This window comes from Noviherbaspirillum sp. FW303-A3 (genome assembly GCF_058788695.1).
In genome coordinates this window covers 155,048-171,857 of record NZ_JBYTAZ010000001.1, presented here as the reverse complement: position 1 = coordinate 171,857, position 16,810 = coordinate 155,048, and the positions used below count along the sequence as shown (strand labels likewise).

14 protein-coding genes are annotated in these 16,810 nt (G+C 62.7%); 11 read left to right on the top strand and 3 right to left on the bottom strand.

The features are described from left to right. Positions 1-107 precede the first annotated feature (107 nt). From AC3WOY_RS00815 to nirD, 4 genes are all read left to right on the top strand, one after another. The gene (locus tag AC3WOY_RS00815) at positions 108-290 is read left to right on the top strand and encodes a hypothetical protein (protein ID WP_492420378.1); all 183 of its coding nucleotides are present in this window, start codon (positions 108-110) and stop codon (positions 288-290) included. Beyond that, complete coding sequence (locus AC3WOY_RS00810; RefSeq protein WP_492420377.1) at positions 287-3,190, top strand: EAL domain-containing protein; 2,904 nt, start codon at positions 287-289, stop codon at positions 3,188-3,190. The genes AC3WOY_RS00815 and AC3WOY_RS00810 overlap by 4 nt, the downstream gene beginning before the upstream one ends. Positions 3,191-3,668: 478 nt before the next feature. Beyond that, positions 3,669-6,200, top strand: a complete 2,532-nt coding sequence (gene nirB / locus AC3WOY_RS00805) for a nitrite reductase large subunit NirB (protein ID WP_492420376.1) — start codon at positions 3,669-3,671, stop codon at positions 6,198-6,200. Positions 6,201-6,210: 10 nt separating this feature from the next. Then, the gene (gene nirD, locus AC3WOY_RS00800) at positions 6,211-6,558 is read left to right on the top strand and encodes a nitrite reductase small subunit NirD (RefSeq protein ID WP_492420374.1); all 348 of its coding nucleotides are present in this window, start codon (positions 6,211-6,213) and stop codon (positions 6,556-6,558) included. Here the strand turns inward: nirD and AC3WOY_RS00795 are convergent. Further along, positions 6,555-6,968, bottom strand: a complete 414-nt coding sequence (locus tag AC3WOY_RS00795) for an anti-sigma regulatory factor (RefSeq protein ID WP_492420372.1) — start codon at positions 6,966-6,968, stop codon at positions 6,555-6,557. The two genes, nirD and AC3WOY_RS00795, sit on opposite strands and share 4 nt — an antisense overlap. Before the next feature lie 12 nt (positions 6,969-6,980). After that, complete coding sequence (locus AC3WOY_RS00790) at positions 6,981-7,118, bottom strand: hypothetical protein (protein WP_492420371.1); 138 nt, start codon at positions 7,116-7,118, stop codon at positions 6,981-6,983. A 109-nt stretch (positions 7,119-7,227) separates the two neighbouring features. Between AC3WOY_RS00790 and AC3WOY_RS00785 the strand changes: the two genes are divergently transcribed. From AC3WOY_RS00785 to AC3WOY_RS00760, 6 genes are all read left to right on the top strand, one after another. Then, positions 7,228-7,830, top strand: a complete 603-nt coding sequence (locus AC3WOY_RS00785) for a TetR/AcrR family transcriptional regulator (RefSeq protein WP_492420369.1) — start codon at positions 7,228-7,230, stop codon at positions 7,828-7,830. Between the two features lie 91 nt (positions 7,831-7,921). Further along, a complete protein-coding gene (locus AC3WOY_RS00780; RefSeq protein ID WP_492420367.1) occupies positions 7,922-9,346 on the top strand; it encodes an MFS transporter in 1,425 nt (474 codons plus the stop codon). 122 nt (positions 9,347-9,468) lie between these two features. After that, positions 9,469-10,209, top strand: a complete 741-nt coding sequence (locus AC3WOY_RS00775; RefSeq protein ID WP_492420365.1) for a hypothetical protein — start codon at positions 9,469-9,471, stop codon at positions 10,207-10,209. A gap of 42 nt (positions 10,210-10,251) precedes the next feature. Next, positions 10,252-12,813 carry a DNA translocase FtsK gene (locus AC3WOY_RS00770; RefSeq protein WP_492420363.1) on the top strand — a complete coding sequence of 854 codons (2,562 nt, stop codon included), beginning with the start codon at positions 10,252-10,254 and terminating at the stop codon, positions 12,811-12,813. A gap of 136 nt (positions 12,814-12,949) precedes the next feature. Further along, a complete protein-coding gene (locus AC3WOY_RS00765) occupies positions 12,950-13,186 on the top strand; it encodes a hypothetical protein (RefSeq protein WP_492420361.1) in 237 nt (78 codons plus the stop codon). Positions 13,187-13,484: 298 nt separating this feature from the next. Continuing rightward, positions 13,485-14,027 carry a bacteriohemerythrin gene (locus AC3WOY_RS00760; protein ID WP_492420359.1) on the top strand — a complete coding sequence of 181 codons (543 nt, stop codon included), beginning with the start codon at positions 13,485-13,487 and terminating at the stop codon, positions 14,025-14,027. 15 nt (positions 14,028-14,042) lie between these two features. Here AC3WOY_RS00760 and AC3WOY_RS00755 read toward each other — a convergent pair whose 3' ends face one another. Beyond that, positions 14,043-15,518, bottom strand: coding sequence for an alpha/beta fold hydrolase (locus tag AC3WOY_RS00755; RefSeq protein ID WP_492420357.1), 1,476 nt, complete (start codon positions 15,516-15,518; stop codon positions 14,043-14,045). Positions 15,519-15,760: 242 nt separating this feature from the next. Here AC3WOY_RS00755 and AC3WOY_RS00750 point away from each other — a divergent pair, with 242 nt between their 5' ends. After that, entirely contained in the window at positions 15,761-16,789 is a 1,029-nt protein-coding gene (locus AC3WOY_RS00750) for an isocitrate/isopropylmalate dehydrogenase family protein (protein ID WP_492420355.1), read from the top strand. Positions 16,790-16,810 lie beyond the last annotated feature (21 nt).

The window sequence follows — 16,810 nt, the reverse complement described above, 5'->3', positions numbered from 1 at the left end:
AGCCTGGTCGTGCTGCCTTGCCCGGAATGGCTTCGAGCGGGCCAGCGGCCGGGTCTGGGTGGAAAGTGCGCCCGGCCGGGGCGTTACTTTTTTTATGGGGCTGAGGCATGGCTAACTCTGCATCGACTCCCCGGCCCGTTCTGCTGGTCGAAGACAATCCGGTCCACGTCGCCCTGACGAAACGCGCATTCTCCCGCCGCAAGCCGGCCAATCCGATCGAGACAGCGCAGATCGAGCTGTACTGGTGTGCTTTGAACGCGCCGCCGCATTCAGGCTGGAGCAGAGAATGAATAACGGTCTGCCAAGCAGGGTGCTGTACCTGGAAGACAATCCCATGGATGCCGACCTGGTGCGCCGTGCACTCGCCAGGCAGGCGCCGCAGATCACGCTGGACATCGTTCCCTCCCTGGCCGAAGCGATGCAGCGCGTGGCGCCGGGCGAACCGCCGTATGACTTGATCCTGTCCGATCTGCGCCTTACCGACGGCAGCGGCATGGAACTGCTGGCGCATGTGCGGGAGCGGCGGCTGCAGGCCGCAGTGGTGATCCTTACCGGCTCCGGGGACCAGGCCTCGGCCATCGCGGCGCTGAAGGCCGGCGCCGACGATTATGTCGTCAAGCGCGCCGAGTACCATGTTCGCCTGCTTCCCACGCTGAAGGCCGCGCTGGCCCGTTTTCGCTCCGAGTTCAATCGCAAGGCACGCATCCTGCGGGTCCTGTATGCCGAGCACAACGTCTTCGACATCGACCTGACGCGGCGCCATCTGGCGCGGCATGCGCCCCACATTCGGCTCCATGTGGTCAAGACCGGGGATGAGGTGTTGATGGCGCTGCCCAGGGCGGCGGCCCACGCTCCGCCGTTTGACGTGCTGCTCCTCGACTACCAGCTACCCGAGGTAAATGCCCTCGAAATTGTGAAAATCCTGCGCGACGAGCGCGGGCTCGATGTGCCCGTCGTGATGGTGACCGGGCAAGGCAGCGAAGATGTCGTGGCCGAGGCGCTGCGCATGGGGGTGGCCGATTACCTGGTGAAGCACGCCGGATATCTCTCGGAAATGCCCGCGGTGCTCGAGCATGCGCATCGGCAGACCCAGCTGGAGCGCGAACAGGAAAAGCTCCGCACGACAGCGGATCGTCTTCGCCAGCTGCTGGAGGCCAATCCCACGATCCTGTATGTGTTGCATCTGGATGGATCGCGCATGGCGCCGCAATGGATAAGTGAAAACATCACGCGCGTATATGGCTATCCGGTGGAAGAATGCCTGCAGCCGGACTGGTGGTGGGCGGGACTGCATGCCGACGACCGGGAACGGGTGCTGGCGGAGCGCCAGCGCCTGTTCACGGAGCATCGACTGACCCAGGAATACCGGTTTCACGACAAGTCCGGTGCGGTGTGCTGGGTGCGCGACGAGATGCGGCTATTGTCCGACGCTACAGGCAAGCCGGCCTCGGTGGTCGGCAGCTGGAGCGACGTCACCGCCGACCATCTGGCCAGCGAACGCCAGGCATTGCAGGCTGCGGCCCTGTCCAGCACCCGCGACGCCGTCATGATTACCGATCTCGACTCGCGCATCATTTATGTCAATCCGGCCTTCACGGAAATCACCGGTTATACAGAAGCCGAGATCGTCGGCTGCGATCCGCGAATCCTGCAATCCGGTCAACATGAGCCGGCGTTTTATGCGGCGATGTGGGAACGGCTGCGCGAACGCGGACAATGGCAGGGAGAGGTGTGGAACCGCCGCAAGAACGGCGATGTGTATCCGCAATGGCTGACCATCAGCGCCGTGCGTGACGCGAGCGGAATGCCGACCCATTTCGTGGCCGTCATGACGGATCTCACCATGATCAAGCGCAGCGAGGAGCAGCTTGATCACCTGGCACATTACGATCCGCTCACGAACCTGCCCAATCGCGCCTTGCTGCGGTCGCTGCTGCAGCATGCGGTGGAAAAGGCGCAGCGGCGGGGAGGGCAGGTCGGCGTGCTGTTCCTGAATCTCGACAAGTTCAAAACCATCAACGACAGCCTGGGCCATGTCGCTGGTGACCAGTTGCTGATGAGCGTGACGGCCAGGCTCAACGAGCATCTGGGCGGCCAGCAGTTGCTCGGGCGCCTGAGCGCGGATGAATTCGTGGTCGTGGTGGAGCCGCTGCTCGGGGCCGAGGATGCCGAAGCCATTGCCTTCGACCTGCGCAATACGATCGAGGCACCGTTCATGGTGGATGGCAGTCAGGAAGTCTACATCCGGACCAGTATCGGCATTAGCCTCTTTCCGCAGGACGGGCTCAGCGCGCACGATCTCCTGCACCATGCAGATGCAGCCGTACACCGTGCCAAGGAGCGAGGCGGGAACCAGATTGCTTTCTATACGGCTGAATTGAGCACGCGGGCACTCGCCCAGCTCCAGATGGAAGCAGGGCTGCGGCGGGCGTTGAAGCATCATAAGTTCGTCCTCCATTTTCAGCCCAAGGTAGATCTGGCGAACGGGCGCATTACTGGCGCCGAAGCCTTGCTGCGCTGGAAACGCCCGATGCAGGAAATGCTGTATCCGGCGGAGTTCATTCCGCTTGCCGAGAAAAGCGGGCAGATCGTGGCAATCGGCGCCTGGATCATCGATGAAGCCTGCCGCTATCTCCGCGCGTGGAACGACGCAGGTTTCACCGACATCAATGTGGCGGTCAACGTGTCGGCGCGCCAGTTCCGCAGCGAGGAACTGGAATCCGTGGTGGAGAGCGCCCTTGTGCGCCATGGCGTCCCGGCGCGCCAGCTGACGCTCGAGCTGACGGAGAGCATGCTGGTGGATTCGCCTGAGCAGGCCATCGAACGGCTGCGCAGGATGAAGGGCAGCGGATTGCAACTGGCGCTTGACGATTTCGGCACGGGTTATTCCAGCCTTGGCTATTTGAGCCGCCTGCCGCTGGACCAGCTCAAGATCGACAAGTCGTTCGTGGTGGACATCGTGACCGATCGTAATGCCGCCAACATCGCCAGCTCGGTCATCGACCTGGCCCATCGCATGCAGTTGACGGTGGTCGCCGAGGGTGTGGAGACCGAAGAGCAGGTGGCCTACCTGGACCACAATCACTGCGACGAAATCCAAGGGTACTACTTTAGCCGGCCCGTGCCGGCCGATGAATTCACCCGGCAGCTGAGGGACGGGAAAACGCTTAAGAACGGGTGGCGGCACTAACCCCCCCCTGCACCTTTGCGGTGCACGATCCTCTCTGCGACGCGCCTCCGTAACGCAAAACATCCCACTTTGATGCGCACATCGCGCGCCGATCGGCAAAAAACGCCGTGAGCGCATGGCATGCCGATTGCTCAATAGCGATGGCAGGGCAATGGTGCCCTGCGTTGAGAGTCCACCGTTGGGCTCCCGTGCACTGAAATGATCGCTGCGTCGGCAGCTCGCGTGCACGCATCCGGATCGATATAACGATGCCAACGAATATCAACAGCTTCGGCCTCCCTCTGGAGCCACGCTCAAACAGCGAGCGCCAGCCAGTACTGGCAGCACACCCGACTATTCCCTTTGCCTGGCATGCAGGCACACCGTTCCGTACACATCATGCGACCGCGCGCCAGGCGCGCAGGGCGCACGCAGGTTATTGAAATCAGGACTGGGCGCATTACAGGTGCGTCATCAACATAGCGAAGAAGGAAGACTCATGAAGATCCTTGTAATTGGCCACGGCATGGTAGGACACAAATTTCTCGAAAGCCTCGACGCAGGCGGCTTGCGGGATGCCGAGGTGACGGTGTTGTGCGAGGAGCCGCGCCCTGCGTACGACCGTGTCCATCTCTCGGAATTCTTCTCCGGCAAATCGGCGGAAGATCTTTCTCTGGTGTCGCCGGGCTTCTTTGACAGGAACAACCTGCTGCTCAAGCTGAACAGCCGCGCCGCATCGATCGATCGTGAAAAGAAAACGGTCACGACCGCCGGCGGCGAGGTTCTGCAGTACGACAAGCTCGTCATGGCGACCGGTTCCTATCCCTTCGTTCCCGCCGTACCGGGCAAGGATCGCAAGGACTGCTTCGTGTACCGTACCATCGAAGACCTGGAAGCGATGCTGGAATGCGGCGCCCGCTCGAAGAGCGGCGTGGTCATCGGCGGCGGCCTGCTCGGCCTGGAATGTGCCAAGGCCTTGCGCGACATGAAGCTCGACACGCACGTCGTCGAATTTGCGCCGCGCCTGATGGCCGTGCAGGTCGATGACGGCGGCGGACGCGTCCTGCGCAAGAAGATCGAAGAGCTGGGTGTCAGCGTGCATACGCAAAAGAACACTGTCGAGATCGTCGATGGCGAGCAGGCGCGCCATCGCCTGGTGTTTGCGGATGGATCGCACCTCGAGACGGACATGATCGTGTTCTCCGCCGGCATTCGCCCGCGAGACGACCTGGCACGCCAGATCGCACTCACGCTCGGCCCGCGCGGTGGCATCGCCATTGACGGCAACTGCCTCAGTTCCGACCCCGACATTTATGCGATCGGCGAATGCGCCGCATGGAATGGGCAGATCTTCGGCCTGGTCGCGCCGGGCTACGACATGGCGCGCACCGCGGCGAAGCACATCGCGGGCGAGGCCGTCCTGTTTGCCGGCGCGGACATGAGCACCAAGCTCAAGCTGATGGGCGTGGACGTGGCGAGCATCGGCGATGCGCTCGGCAATACAGCCGGCAGCCGCGCCTACCAGTTCACCGACGAACGCAAGCAGGTCTACAAGAAGATTGTCGTCTCCGAAGACGGCAAGTACCTGCTGGGCGCCGTGCTGGTGGGCGATGCGGCCGAGTACGGCAGCCTGCTGCAGATGATGCTCAACAAGATCGAACTGCCGGAAGCGCCCGAATTCCTGATCCTGCCGCAAAGCGACGGCAAGGCGAAGCCGGGCCTCGGCGTGGAGGCGCTCCCCGCATCGGCGCAGATCTGCTCCTGCAACAACGTCTCCAAGGGCCAGTTGTGCGAAGCGGTAGCCGGCGGCGCGACCAATGTTGTCGAACTCAAGTCCTGCACCAAGGCGGGAACCGCCTGCGGCGGCTGCGTGCCGCTGGTGACGCAGGTGATGAAGGCCGAGATGAAGAAGCTGGGCCTTGCGGTCAACAACCATCTCTGCGAACACTTCGCCTATTCGCGCCAGGAACTGTTCCACCTGATCCGCGTAGGCAAGATCAAGACCTTCGAGGCACTGCTCGAAGCGCATGGCAAGGGCCTCGGCTGCGACATCTGCAAACCGGTTGCCGCAAGCATTTTCGCCTCCTGCTGGAACGATTTCGTGCTGAACAAGGATCACGCCAGCCTGCAGGATTCGAATGATTATTTCCTCGGCAATATCCAGAAGGACGGCACCTACTCGGTCGTGCCGCGCATGCCGGGCGGGGAAGTGACGCCGGATGGGCTAATGGCGGTGGCGCAGGTCGCCAAGAAGTACGGTCTGTACACCAAGATCACGGGCGGCCAGCGCGTCGACCTGTTTGGCGCGCGCGTCGAACAACTGCCCGCGATCTGGGAAGAGCTGATCGCTGCCGGTTTCGAATCCGGCCATGCCTACGGCAAGTCGCTGCGCACAGTGAAATCCTGCGTCGGCTCGACCTGGTGCCGCTACGGCGTCGACGACAGCGTCGGCCTGGCGATTGAACTGGAAAACCGTTACAAGGGCCTGCGCGCGCCGCACAAGATCAAGTTCGGCGTCTCCGGCTGCACCCGCGAATGCGCGGAGGCACAGGGCAAGGACGTCGGCGTGATCGCGACAGAGAAGGGCTGGAACTTGTACGTTTGCGGCAACGGCGGCATGAAACCGCGCCATGCCGAACTGCTGGCTTCCGACCTGTCGAAGGAAGAACTGGTGCGCTATATCGACCGCTTCCTGATGTTCTACATCCGCACCGCGGATCGCCTGCAGCGCACCAGCGTGTGGCGCGACAACCTCGAAGGCGGCCTCGATTACCTGAAGGATGTCGTCATCAAGGACAAGCTCGGCCTGGCGGCGGAACTGGAAGCCGACATGCAGCATGTGGTCGATACCTACGAATGCGAGTGGAAGAATGCGGTCACCAATCCCGAGACGCGCAAGCGCTTCCGCCAGTTCGTCAACAGCGACCAGCCGGACCAGACTGTCGTCTTTGTCGAGGAGCGCGGCCAGATCCGTCCCGCGAATGCGGAAGAACGCAAAGTCACCATTCCCATCATTGCCAAAGCAGCGTGAGGCCGAAACCATGAGCCACGAAAACAAAGCAACTACCTGGAGCGCGGTGTGTTCCGTCGACGACCTCGTTCCCAACACCGGCGTCTGTGCACTTGTCCAGGACCGCCATGTCGCGGTCTTCCATGTCAAGGATGGCACGGACCGCCTGTTTGCCATCGACAACTACGATCCCAATGCACAGGCAAGCGTGCTCTCGCGCGGCCTGGTCGGCAACCTCGGCGAGCGCATCGTCGTCGCTTCGCCGATCTACAAGCACCATTTCGATCTGCAGAATGGTCAGTGCCTTGAAGCGCCGGAAAATTCGGTCAACGCCTATCCGGTGCGCGTCGAGAAAAGAACCGTGTGGGTTGGCATCTAACCTGAATTCCATTTTGTCATCGTGACAGTGGTGCCCTTGCCCATCTCCGTGGCGATGTCGAAATCGTCCATCAGGCGTCGCGCGGCACCCAGTCCGATGCCCAGGCTGTTTCGTGTGGAAAAACCGTCGCGCAGGGCTGCGTTCAGGTTGGCGATACCCGGGCCTTTGTCTGCGACGACTACCGACAGCCCTCTGCGTTTTCCGTCTTGCAGCAGGCGCAGGTTTATCCAGGCCTGCTGCGCATGGAAGAGGGCGTTGGAAGCGATTTCCGACACAGCGGTGGCGACTTTCACCGAGTCCACCGCGTTCAGTCCGATTTCCCGTGCAAGGCGCTGGCCTTCCTTGCGCGCGCGAAGGAGGTCCACCTCGGATTTGATCATCAGCGTGATGCCTTCCTCATCCGTTGCCATGGTGCGGCAGGGTTACTTGAGATAGTGCAACGGGAAGTACAGCAGGGCAGCCATGCCGAGTGCGCCCAGGCAGGTGACCACGGCCACGATGAAACGGGACAGCCTGTCAGCCTTCGTTTCCTTGGGTGCCGGGAATTTGCCATCTTTCATATTTATCTCCATGACAGCAGTTTAGCCAAAAGCGCGCCGTCGAGATGACTTGACCGAGTCCGGCGGGAGTTATAATATGATGATCATCATATGAAATGAAATCCGCGTCATGACTTCCCCAACCCGTTCCAGCCGAAAGCAGGATTCATACGAGCGCATCCTCAATGCGGCGGCACGCGCGGTGCGCCAGGAGGGCTTTTCGCGCGTCGGCGTCGCGGACGTCATGCGCGAAGCCGGTTTGACGCATGGCGGGTTTTACGCTCACTTCAAATCGCGTGACGCCATGCTGGCCAAGGCGCTCGAACACGCGGGGCGTGCCAGTGCGGAGCGGTTGGCCCGGCGCATCGCTGTGCAGCGCGAGGCGGGCGTCAGCCCGTTCCGCGCCCTGGTGGAACGCTATCTGTCCGAATCGCATCTTTCTTCTCCTGAAACCGGCTGTCCGGTTGCGGCCCTCGGCTCCGAAATGCCGCGGCAGCAGGATGAATTGCGTGCAGCGTCGTGTGACCGGGTGCGCGGTCTGGTCGATACGGTCAAATCCACATTGCCGCCCGGGACGCCGGAAGATGCCGCGCTGACTGCGGCCAGTACCCTGGTCGGGGCGCTCCAGCTTGCCCGGACCCTGGGCAATAACGAGCAAGGCAAGGCCGTGCTCGCTGCGAACCGGAACACCTTGCTGCGCATGTACGACGAGCCGCCGCCGGCAGCCGGATGACGTTTCAGAACGGCCGCCGGGCACGGCGGTTTTTATTTCGCCAAAAATATGACGATCATCATATGATGGCGCCTCGATAGAAGGAATGATCATGGAAAAGCAGATTTCCGTCGCTCTCAACCCCGGCACGGCCCTGAGCGGCGAGGACGCGCGCAGTTCGCCCTGGCCTGTATTCTGGATCGCGAGCATTGCCGTATTCCTCGTTTCGCTGGACACGACGGTGCTGTATGCCGCGTTCGGCGCACTTCGCGAGGGATTTCCGGGCGCGACGCCGGCCGGACTTTCATGGATCCTGAATGCCTATACCGTCGTCTTCGCCGCACTCCTTGTCCCCGCAGGCGGTCTCGCCGATACGTACGGGCGGAAGCGGGTTTTCCTGTCGGGCGTGGCCGTGTTCCTGTTGGCCTCGGCGGCGTGCGGCGCGGCATCTTCCGTGGAATTCATGGTTGCTGCACGCGTGGTCCAGGCGATTGGCGCGGCGCTCCTGACGCCGTCATCGCTGTCGCTCGTGCTTGAAGCCTTTCCGAAGGAAAAACGCGCCGTCGTCGTCAGCATCTGGGGTGCGGTAGGCGGTGTCGCCGCTGCATTCGGCCCCGGCGTCGGGACGTTCATCGTCGATGCCTTCGGCTGGCCGTGGGCGTTCTACATCAACCTGCCGCTGGGAGCCATCTCCCTCGCATACGGCATCCGGCGCCTGCCGGCACTGAGCGGCGAAGGCAAGGGGCGCCGGGCAGACTGGTTCGGCGTGCTGCTGCTGATCGCCGGAGTCGGCGCGATCGCACTGGCGATCACGCAGTCGGAATCCCCTCTCTGGAGTGCGGCACAGGTGGCTTCGGCGGCGCTTGCCGGTTTTGCCATCCTCGCGGCATTCGTCGCCTGGCAACGCAAGGCGTCCTCGCCGGTGGTGGACCTGGCTCTGTTCCGCAACCGCACCTACAGCGCAGTGAATCTCGCCACGCTCGCGTTCGGTACCGCGTTCGCGATGATGTTCTTCGGCTATTTCGCCTTCATGACCGGGATCTGGCATTACAGCCTGCCGGTCGCCGGGATTGCCGTCACGCCGGGCCCGCTGACGGTTGTTCCCGTGGCGATCATCACGGGACGGCTCGCGGCGCGTTACGGCCACCGGCCATTCCTCGTCACCGGCGCGTTCATCTATGCCATGGCCGGCCTCTGGCAGCTTACCGTCCCGGGTACCGAGCCCGCCTATCTGACGCAATGGCTTCCCGGACTGCTGCTCAGCGGGATCGGTGTTGGCATGGTGCTGCCCAGCCTGTCCGGCGCGGCGGTCGCCAACCTGCCGCCGGCGCATTATGCGGTCGGGAGCGCCGTCAACCAGGCAGTGCGCCAGATCGGCACCGTGCTTGGAGTCGCATTCACTGTCGTATTTGTCGGACATGCGGGACTGGGCAGGTCCGATTTCGTACCGCTGTTCGGATTGCACGTTGCCCTTGCGCTGACCACCGGGCTGCTTTGCCTGGCCGTCAACACGCGGCCGGCTGCAAGGAGGGCATAAGGCGCCGAGGAGGAATAATCTGCGCACAAAGTAGAGGTGCTGCACGGAAATCCTCAATATACTGTCGCTTTTGGGAGCCCCCGCCACCGGGGGCTTAATCTCATCGTGATGCAGATTCAAAAGTGACAACGTATCAATACCGGGCTGCAGCTTGCGCGCTGGCGGCCGCAATTTCCATCCTTTTTCCTGGCGTATCCGCCGCAGCGGGACCGGTCGAACAGGTCCTCGACACATTGAAGGCCAATCCGGACTCCATGAGCGCGGTGCGCCTGCTGATCGGCAACGGCGCGCCGTTTTGCACCATCGGCTCGGAAGTCGACAAGGTCATCTTTGTTGACAACGATCGAACCTCCGTCCTTTACTCGCCTGCATTCCGCGCATGGCACGGCCGTGGTGCGGTAACGCGTTATACCGAGGCCAGGTCCAGCACAAAGGAGCTGTTTCAGGCGATGAAGGCCAGCCGGTGCCAGATCGTCGTCGAAAAGGCGCAAAACATCGTCGCACTCGTCAACGCACTCGACCAGGACGAGATGAGCTACTCCATCCTGCCGGCGCCGCTGGGACGGGAAGAGCTGGCGGAGGCCTTCGCCGCATCGCTCGGTTTTGCCAGTCACGCGGAGCTCGTCCTGGCGGGGCACATGATGGCCAACAGTGAGGAGCTGCGCGCGTATTCCCGGTTCGGCATCAAGACTGCGGCGGCGTACGACGAGGCGCTCGCGCGGATGCAGTTGCAGGGGTACAGCCAGGACAAGCTGCAGCTGCTTGCCTTCCTTGCCGACGAAGCCGAAGGCAACCGGCGCAACCTTGCGCCCGCAGCGATCAGGGAAGAGCGGATGGCAAAGCCTGCGGCAGCCGCGAAATAGTGCGCGCCTGCGTGTAACGATCTACTTGGACAAAGAATTCAAATGGCGGTTACGGAATGGTTCGGATGGTCGGTGCTGTGGCTCTTGCCATTGCTCTGGCGGCTGTCGAAGGCGTTTCTGCTCAAGGGCGTGCAGTTGCAGGGCCAGGGCAGCATCCGGCTATGGCTGGGCAGTGCGGCGGTCGTCAGCGCGAGCAGTGCGCTGGAAGCGTTCGTGCGCGGCGGCGATGGCGGGGGAAACAGCGTCCTTTTCGGGCAGGCGGTGGGCGGCATGGTTGTGGATGTCTTCGGCATGGCATTCGGCATCGTGCTCCTTCTCGCGACCATGGTCGTGACCTTGCCGTGGCTGTTTGGCCGTGGCGCGTTCGGATTCATCCCGCGCTTCTTCCGTTCCGGCGCGGCTTCGCCGGACACGCGCGAGAGAAGCAGCCGCGCTTCTGCGAGATACGTGCCGGAGAAACCAGCCCCCGCCGCGCCGGTTCGCGTCAATCCGCGCCCGTCTGCCGCGCCTGCTGTGCAGGGGAACGCTTCCTGGAAATTGCCGGCGACGTTCTTCGGAAAAGATGCGGTGCGCAAACGGCCCGAATCTCCGCCTGCTCCCAGCGAGAAGGGCGCTCCGGCCGCGCGCTCAACCGAGGAATGGGCTCCCTTCGAGCGCATCCGTCCCACCTCGGCCATGCTCGCGCGTGCCAAGGCGATGGAATCGGCCAAGGCCCGACAGGCGCAGCGGGAGCCGGTGCGCATCGTCGTTTCCCCTCCACATCCAGTGCGGCCGGTAGCGAGAGCGCCCGAGAGGGCGCCAATGCCGGACGTGGAAGTCAGGAATCCGGAACCGGTGCACATTCCGGTTGAGGACATCCTGCCTGCCGTGACGACGGTCCCCGTCATGGAATCCGAGGTACGGCAGGAACCGGCGATGGCTGTGGTGGAAGAGCCGCTTGCCGCCGAAGTGCGCGCAGCAGAAGTCATCGAGTGCATGACGGCGCCGCCGGCAATGCAGGAGGTGAATCAGGAGGCAAGCGTAGCGGTCATTCCCCCAACCGTATTGCCTGTGGCCCCACACGTGGCCATTGCTCCGCGCATACCGGCGGGAGAGTCTTTCGCATTCCAGGCGCCTTCGGAGATCGATGTCGACCTTCCCGGACTGGACCTGCTGGACAAGCATCCGGACGACATCGTCGAAATTTCTGCAACCGAGCTTGCAGAAACCGGCCGCCTGATCGAACAGCGGCTCAAGGAATTCAAGGTCCCGGCAACCGTCCTCGGCGCGTCCGCCGGCCCTGTCATCACGCGCTTCGAGATCGAACCCGCCGTCGGCGTCCGCGGCGCACAGATCGTGGGCCTGATGAAGGACCTGTCGCGCGCGCTCGGCCTGACGTCGATCCGCGTGGTCGAAACCATCCCCGGCAAGACCTGCATGGGCCTGGAGTTGCCCAACATGCGCCGGCAGATGATCCAGCTGTCCGAAATGCTTGCTTCCGATGCCTATCGCCATTCGCGTTCGCACCTGACGCTCGCGATGGGCAAGGACATTACCGGTACGCCCGTGGTCACCGACCTGGCGCGTGCGCCGCACATGCTCGTGGCGGGGACGACCGGTTCCGGCAAGTCGGTGGCGATCAACGCGATGATCCTGTCGTTGCTGTACAAGGCCACGCCGGAAGATGTCCGCCTGATCATGATTGACCCGAAAATGCTGGAGCTTTCGGTGTACGACGGCATTCCGCACCTGCTGGCGCCGGTGGTGACCGACATGAAGCTCGCGGCCAATGCGCTGACGTGGTGCGTGGCCGAAATGGAGAAGCGTTACCGGCTGATGTCTGCCCTCGGCGTGCGCAACCTGGCCGGCTTCAACCAGAAGATCCGCGACGGCAGGGCGCAGGAAAAGCATGTGACGAACCCGTTCTCGCTGACGCCCGACGCGCCCGAGCCGCTATCGACGCTGCCGACGATCGTCGTGGTCATCGACGAGCTGGCCGACCTGATGATGGTTGCCGGCAAGAAGATCGAGGAGCTGATCGCGCGCCTGGCGCAAAAAGCGCGTGCGGCTGGCATCCACCTGATCCTGGCCACGCAGCGCCCGTCCGTGGATGTGATCACCGGCCTGATCAAGGCCAATATCCCGACCCGCGTCGCCTTCCAGGTGTCGTCGAAGATCGATTCGCGCACCGTGCTGGACCAGATGGGCGCGGAGACCTTGCTGGGACATGGCGACATGCTGTTCCTGCCGCCCGGCAGCGGCTACCCGCAACGCGTGCACGGCGCCTTCGTGTCCGACGAGGAAGTGCACAGGGTAGTCGAATTCCTCAAGCAGTTCGGTGAGCCCGAATACGAGGAGGCCATCCTCGCTGGGGCGCCAAGCGAAGACGCTAACGGCGATCTCTTCGGGGACACCGGCGGCGCGGAATCCGACCCGCTCTATGACGAGGCCGTCGCCTTCGTCGTCCGCAGCCGGCGGGCTTCAATCTCCGCGGTGCAGCGGCAGCTGCGGATCGGCTACAACCGTGCCGCGCGGCTCGTGGAGCAGATGGAGACGGCAGGCCTCGTGTCGCCGATGTCGGCGAACGGCAGCCGCGATGTCCTTGTTCCGCCATCGTCAGGTTGAATGAATGTGGCTTCCCGGCTGCGGTGTTTTTCGGCTTTTTTGACCCGTAGCAAGGAAATCCGTAATAAGCAGCGAGGATTGTGTCGTTTCATTGCGCCAACAGTAGACTGCTGACGGAATACTCAGGAACCCACATATGAAAAAAGTGCTCAACTGCTTCCTTCTGTCGTTGTGTGCCGTCGCGTCGACCGCTTTCGCGGCAGAGCCCCAACAGGCCAGGCAAGTGGCAGAGGTGCAGAAGGACATCAACTCCATCGTTGCCACCTGCGAAAAGAAGAAGCTGCCCGCGGAGCAGGAAATCGAATGCATCGAGCAGGGCTTCCTTGAATTCATGGAAGAGATGGCCCAGCAGCGCGCCGCCTCGCTACGCTGATTCCGCAACAAATCCTTTCACGCATTCCGGCACGGCCAGTCTCGGCCCGGCATTTCTAGTCCATGCTGCCGCTGTGGTCATTTTGACCCAGATCAATGTTGCTCAAAAGTACCTGACCGTACACTTCCGGCAATGGCTCCGCTTTCACCATTGCCGCCGGCAAGTACATGAAACGCCCCTTTCTTTCCGCGCGTGAGTATCGGCCTCGATGCCCGACACGCGACGACCCCGCCAAGCGCCACCGGCGCTTCCGCACGGTTTCCGGCTTTCCATTGATCCATCTTTCGGGAGAACACACATGACGCAGGAAGACTTGAAAAAGCCGTTCGTGATCGAATGGCGTCAGGGGTTCAAGGTGAACATTGAGCAGGTGGACAACGAGCACCAGCACCTGTTTGCGCTGGTCAAGGCGCTGAACCTCGATTCGGTGCAGCAGACAGTGGAAGAGCTGCTGGATTATGTGGTGGTGCACTTCTCCAATGAGCAGGAACTGATGGAGAAGAGCGGCTATCCGGCCTTCGAGCAGCACCTGAAACTGCACGAGGATTTTGCCGGGCACGTCGCGGATTTCCTGGGCAGCAGCGATGCCTGGTCAGAGGAGCGCGTGCAGGAATTGCGCCGCTTCCTCAACAAGTGGCTGGTGGGCCACATCATGACGCATGACCTGCGTTTCGGTAAGTGGTATGCCGAGCACGCCGCCCCGGAAGGACAGCTTGAACAAAGACAGTTGTCACTTGCCGAGAAAGCGGCTGCCATCAAGCCGCAATTGCAGCCGCAGGAGCGTAGTGCGACGGAAGCAAAGCATCGCGGATTCTTCGCCACACTGTTCGGACTGCGCTGACGAGGGCGCGGACTGTCACGGACAGGACGGTAACAGCCTTCGCACGGCATCCAGCGCGCCCGGATCATCGGCGCCTGCCGCGTTCCGCGTAAACGCGCATCCGTAACTGCTGCTGCCCACGGTGGCCGGATCCAGCACCTCGTCGCCGCCCGGCTTGGTGCCCGCCAAGTCCCAGTTCACCAGCGCCTGGAAGGCTTCGACCTGTTCCGCGATCGTGAAGTCGCAATGTCCGGGTGTCCGGATCGCTCGCTGCACCAGCCACCGGTCGCTGCCGTTTGCGGCGGCCCGGCGTTTGTAGATCTGCTGCATGCTGAACGGGACGAACAGGTCCCCAAGTCCCGCCAGGGTGATGACTGGGACGTCGAACTGGCCGTTGACCTTCGGCACCCAGCGCAATCCGTCGGCGCGGCGCGGGTTGGCATCGGGTGCCGCAGCTACGCGCAGGATGGCCGCATTCATCGCCTGTTCTTCGGCAGAGAGTGCTGGGTCGCCGTCGAGCTGGTAGACGATGCCCGTGGTGTCGGCAATATTCTTGTTGAGGATGCCGTCGATGGTTCCATCGTCGCCGAACCTGCGCCATACCGGATCCTGCATCGGCTTGAGCCTGAAACTGTCCTCCGCAATCGGACGCGGTCCGCCGGTCAGGCTGACGAACGCCGCCATCAGCTTGCGTCCCTGGTCGGTAGGAACGGCCGGGAAGATGCGCCACAGCTCGCGCTTGATCCGGTCTTCCTTGCTTGCAAAGTCGGTCACGGGAAAAGTCGTGGCGGGAACGCCGGCAAGGTATTGCGCCGCCAGCTGGTAGGCGGTGGCGTAACCGAACAGGTCGGTATCGCCCACGTTTGCGCACATCGGCAGCGCGCCGTTGTAGCGCACCTTGTTGATCGCCGTGTCCAGGGTTTCCCGCTCGACTGCGGCGGCAGCGACATGGCCGCCCATCGAAGAGCCAACGATATAGGTCCGGGATGGCGCTGCCAGCGGCCGGTTGTTCTGCGCCGCGATCGCGGTGAAGGCGAGGGCGAGGGCATTCGTATCCTCGATGCCTGTCCGGACGTCATAGCCGTTCTTGCTGAAGGTCGACGCCGCCCAGGCGTAGCCGTTCTCGACCAGATGGCGGCGGATCGGAATGTCCTGCACCTTCAGCACCGGGTCCAGCCCGTCATAGCCATGTGCATACAGGACCAGCCGGCCGTTCCAGTTTTTCGGCACCTCCACGCGATATCCGGCGCCGTTCAGGACGCCGTGCCAGCGATCGGTTTCCGCCGCCACGCCCGGCATGGGACCGAACGGCAGGTGCGCCGGGTCGAGGGTATATGTCCTGGCTTCCTGCAGCCTCACCGGCTGGGCTCCTGCGACCGGTGCGGAAGGCGTCGCTGCAGGTTGCGCAGCGGCCGGAGAATCCGTCGCCGCCGCAGAAGACTCATCGTCCTCCTTGCCGCCGCATCCCGCGAACAGCAGGAGTGTCATGCACAAGGCCGTTGTTCTTTTCATTGTTCACCTTTGGTGTTGTCGGGTATGCGAACTCTCGTCCGGTCCCGTAAAGGTATTGAGGCGTGGAACCGCGGATTTATCCGGCGAGTCGGACAAGGGCTGACAATTGTCAAAGAGTGGTCCCGACGTGCTGCATTCAAAATATCGCCAGCTTGCTGCCTGTAAGCTTGCTGACAGGTAAGCGATGCTATTCTCGATACGATTTGCATGTGGACAACAACATACTGGACAAGGAGAAAGCAATGGCAACCTCGGCAGGAGAACGCATACCGGCAACCCTGATTCCCGGCGATGGCATCGGGCCGGAGGTGACCAAGGCGACGGTGGAGGTCCTGGATGCGCTGGGAGCACCCTTTGAATGGGAAACGCAGACGGCCGGGATGGCCGCCGTTGACGCCACCGGCGACCCGCTGCCCGATGCCACGCTGGAGAGCATCCGGCGCAATCGCCTCGCGCTCAAGGGCCCCCTGACCACGCCGGTTGGCGGCGGATTCCGCTCGGTCAACGTGCGCCTGCGCGAAGAGTTCAAGCTCTATGCCAACCTGCGCCCGGCCAAGACCATCATTCCGGGACGTTTCGAGAACATCGATATCGTCCTGGTGCGCGAAAACATCGAAGGTCTTTATGTCGCGCACGAGTATTTCGTGCCGGTCGGCGCCGACCCGAAGGCGGTCGCCGTTTCAACCGGCGTCAATACCCGCGAAGGATGCCGGCGCATCGCCCGCTTCGCGTTCGAGTACGCAGTGAAAAACGGGCGCAAGAAGATCACGATCGTGCACAAGGCCAATGTGCTCAAGGCGCTCACCGGCATCTTCCTCGAGGCAGCCCGCGAGGTGGCGAAGGATTATGCGGGGCGTGTCGAGGTGGACGACCGCATTGTCGATGCCTGTGCGATGCAACTGGTGCTCAATCCCTGGCAGTTCGACATGCTGCTCTGTACCAACCTGTTCGGCGACATTCTTTCCGACCAGCTGGCAGGACTGATCGGCGGCCTCGGCTTGGCGCCGGGAGCGAATATCGGTGAGCAGGCGGCCATCTTCGAAGCCGTGCATGGTTCCGCGCCGGACATTGCAGGGAAGGGCGTGGCCAATCCCGTTTCGCTCATGCTGGCGGCGGGCATGATGCTCGATCACGTCGGCAGGCCGGAACTTGCAACCCGTTTGCGCAACGCCATCCAGCAGACCCTGCTTGAGGACAACGTGCGGACGCGCGACCTCGGCGGCACGGCTTCTACCGCCGAATTCACGGCAGCATTGATCAAGCGGCTGTAACAAGACGGGGGCTGTTGCCCC

Excerpts from the sequence above, each read along its gene's own strand:
- AC3WOY_RS00815 (WP_492420378.1), top strand. The coding sequence starts at position 108 with ATGGCTAACTCTGCATCGACTCCCCGGCCCGTTCTGCTGGTCGAAGAC.
- AC3WOY_RS00810 (WP_492420377.1), top strand. The coding sequence starts at position 287 with ATGAATAACGGTCTGCCAAGCAGGGTGCTGTACCTGGAAGACAATCCC.
- nirB (WP_492420376.1), top strand. The coding sequence starts at position 3,669 with ATGAAGATCCTTGTAATTGGCCACGGCATGGTAGGACACAAATTTCTC.
- nirD (WP_492420374.1), top strand. The coding sequence starts at position 6,211 with ATGAGCCACGAAAACAAAGCAACTACCTGGAGCGCGGTGTGTTCCGTC.
- AC3WOY_RS00795 (WP_492420372.1), bottom strand. The coding sequence starts at position 6,968 with ATGGCAACGGATGAGGAAGGCATCACGCTGATGATCAAATCCGAGGTG.
- AC3WOY_RS00790 (WP_492420371.1), bottom strand. The coding sequence starts at position 7,118 with ATGAAAGATGGCAAATTCCCGGCACCCAAGGAAACGAAGGCTGACAGG.
- AC3WOY_RS00785 (WP_492420369.1), top strand. The coding sequence starts at position 7,228 with ATGACTTCCCCAACCCGTTCCAGCCGAAAGCAGGATTCATACGAGCGC.
- AC3WOY_RS00780 (WP_492420367.1), top strand. The coding sequence starts at position 7,922 with ATGGAAAAGCAGATTTCCGTCGCTCTCAACCCCGGCACGGCCCTGAGC.
- AC3WOY_RS00770 (WP_492420363.1), top strand. The coding sequence starts at position 10,252 with ATGGCGGTTACGGAATGGTTCGGATGGTCGGTGCTGTGGCTCTTGCCA.
- AC3WOY_RS00765 (WP_492420361.1), top strand. The coding sequence starts at position 12,950 with ATGAAAAAAGTGCTCAACTGCTTCCTTCTGTCGTTGTGTGCCGTCGCG.
- AC3WOY_RS00760 (WP_492420359.1), top strand. The coding sequence starts at position 13,485 with ATGACGCAGGAAGACTTGAAAAAGCCGTTCGTGATCGAATGGCGTCAG.
- AC3WOY_RS00755 (WP_492420357.1), bottom strand. The coding sequence starts at position 15,518 with ATGAAAAGAACAACGGCCTTGTGCATGACACTCCTGCTGTTCGCGGGA.
- AC3WOY_RS00750 (WP_492420355.1), top strand. The coding sequence starts at position 15,761 with ATGGCAACCTCGGCAGGAGAACGCATACCGGCAACCCTGATTCCCGGC.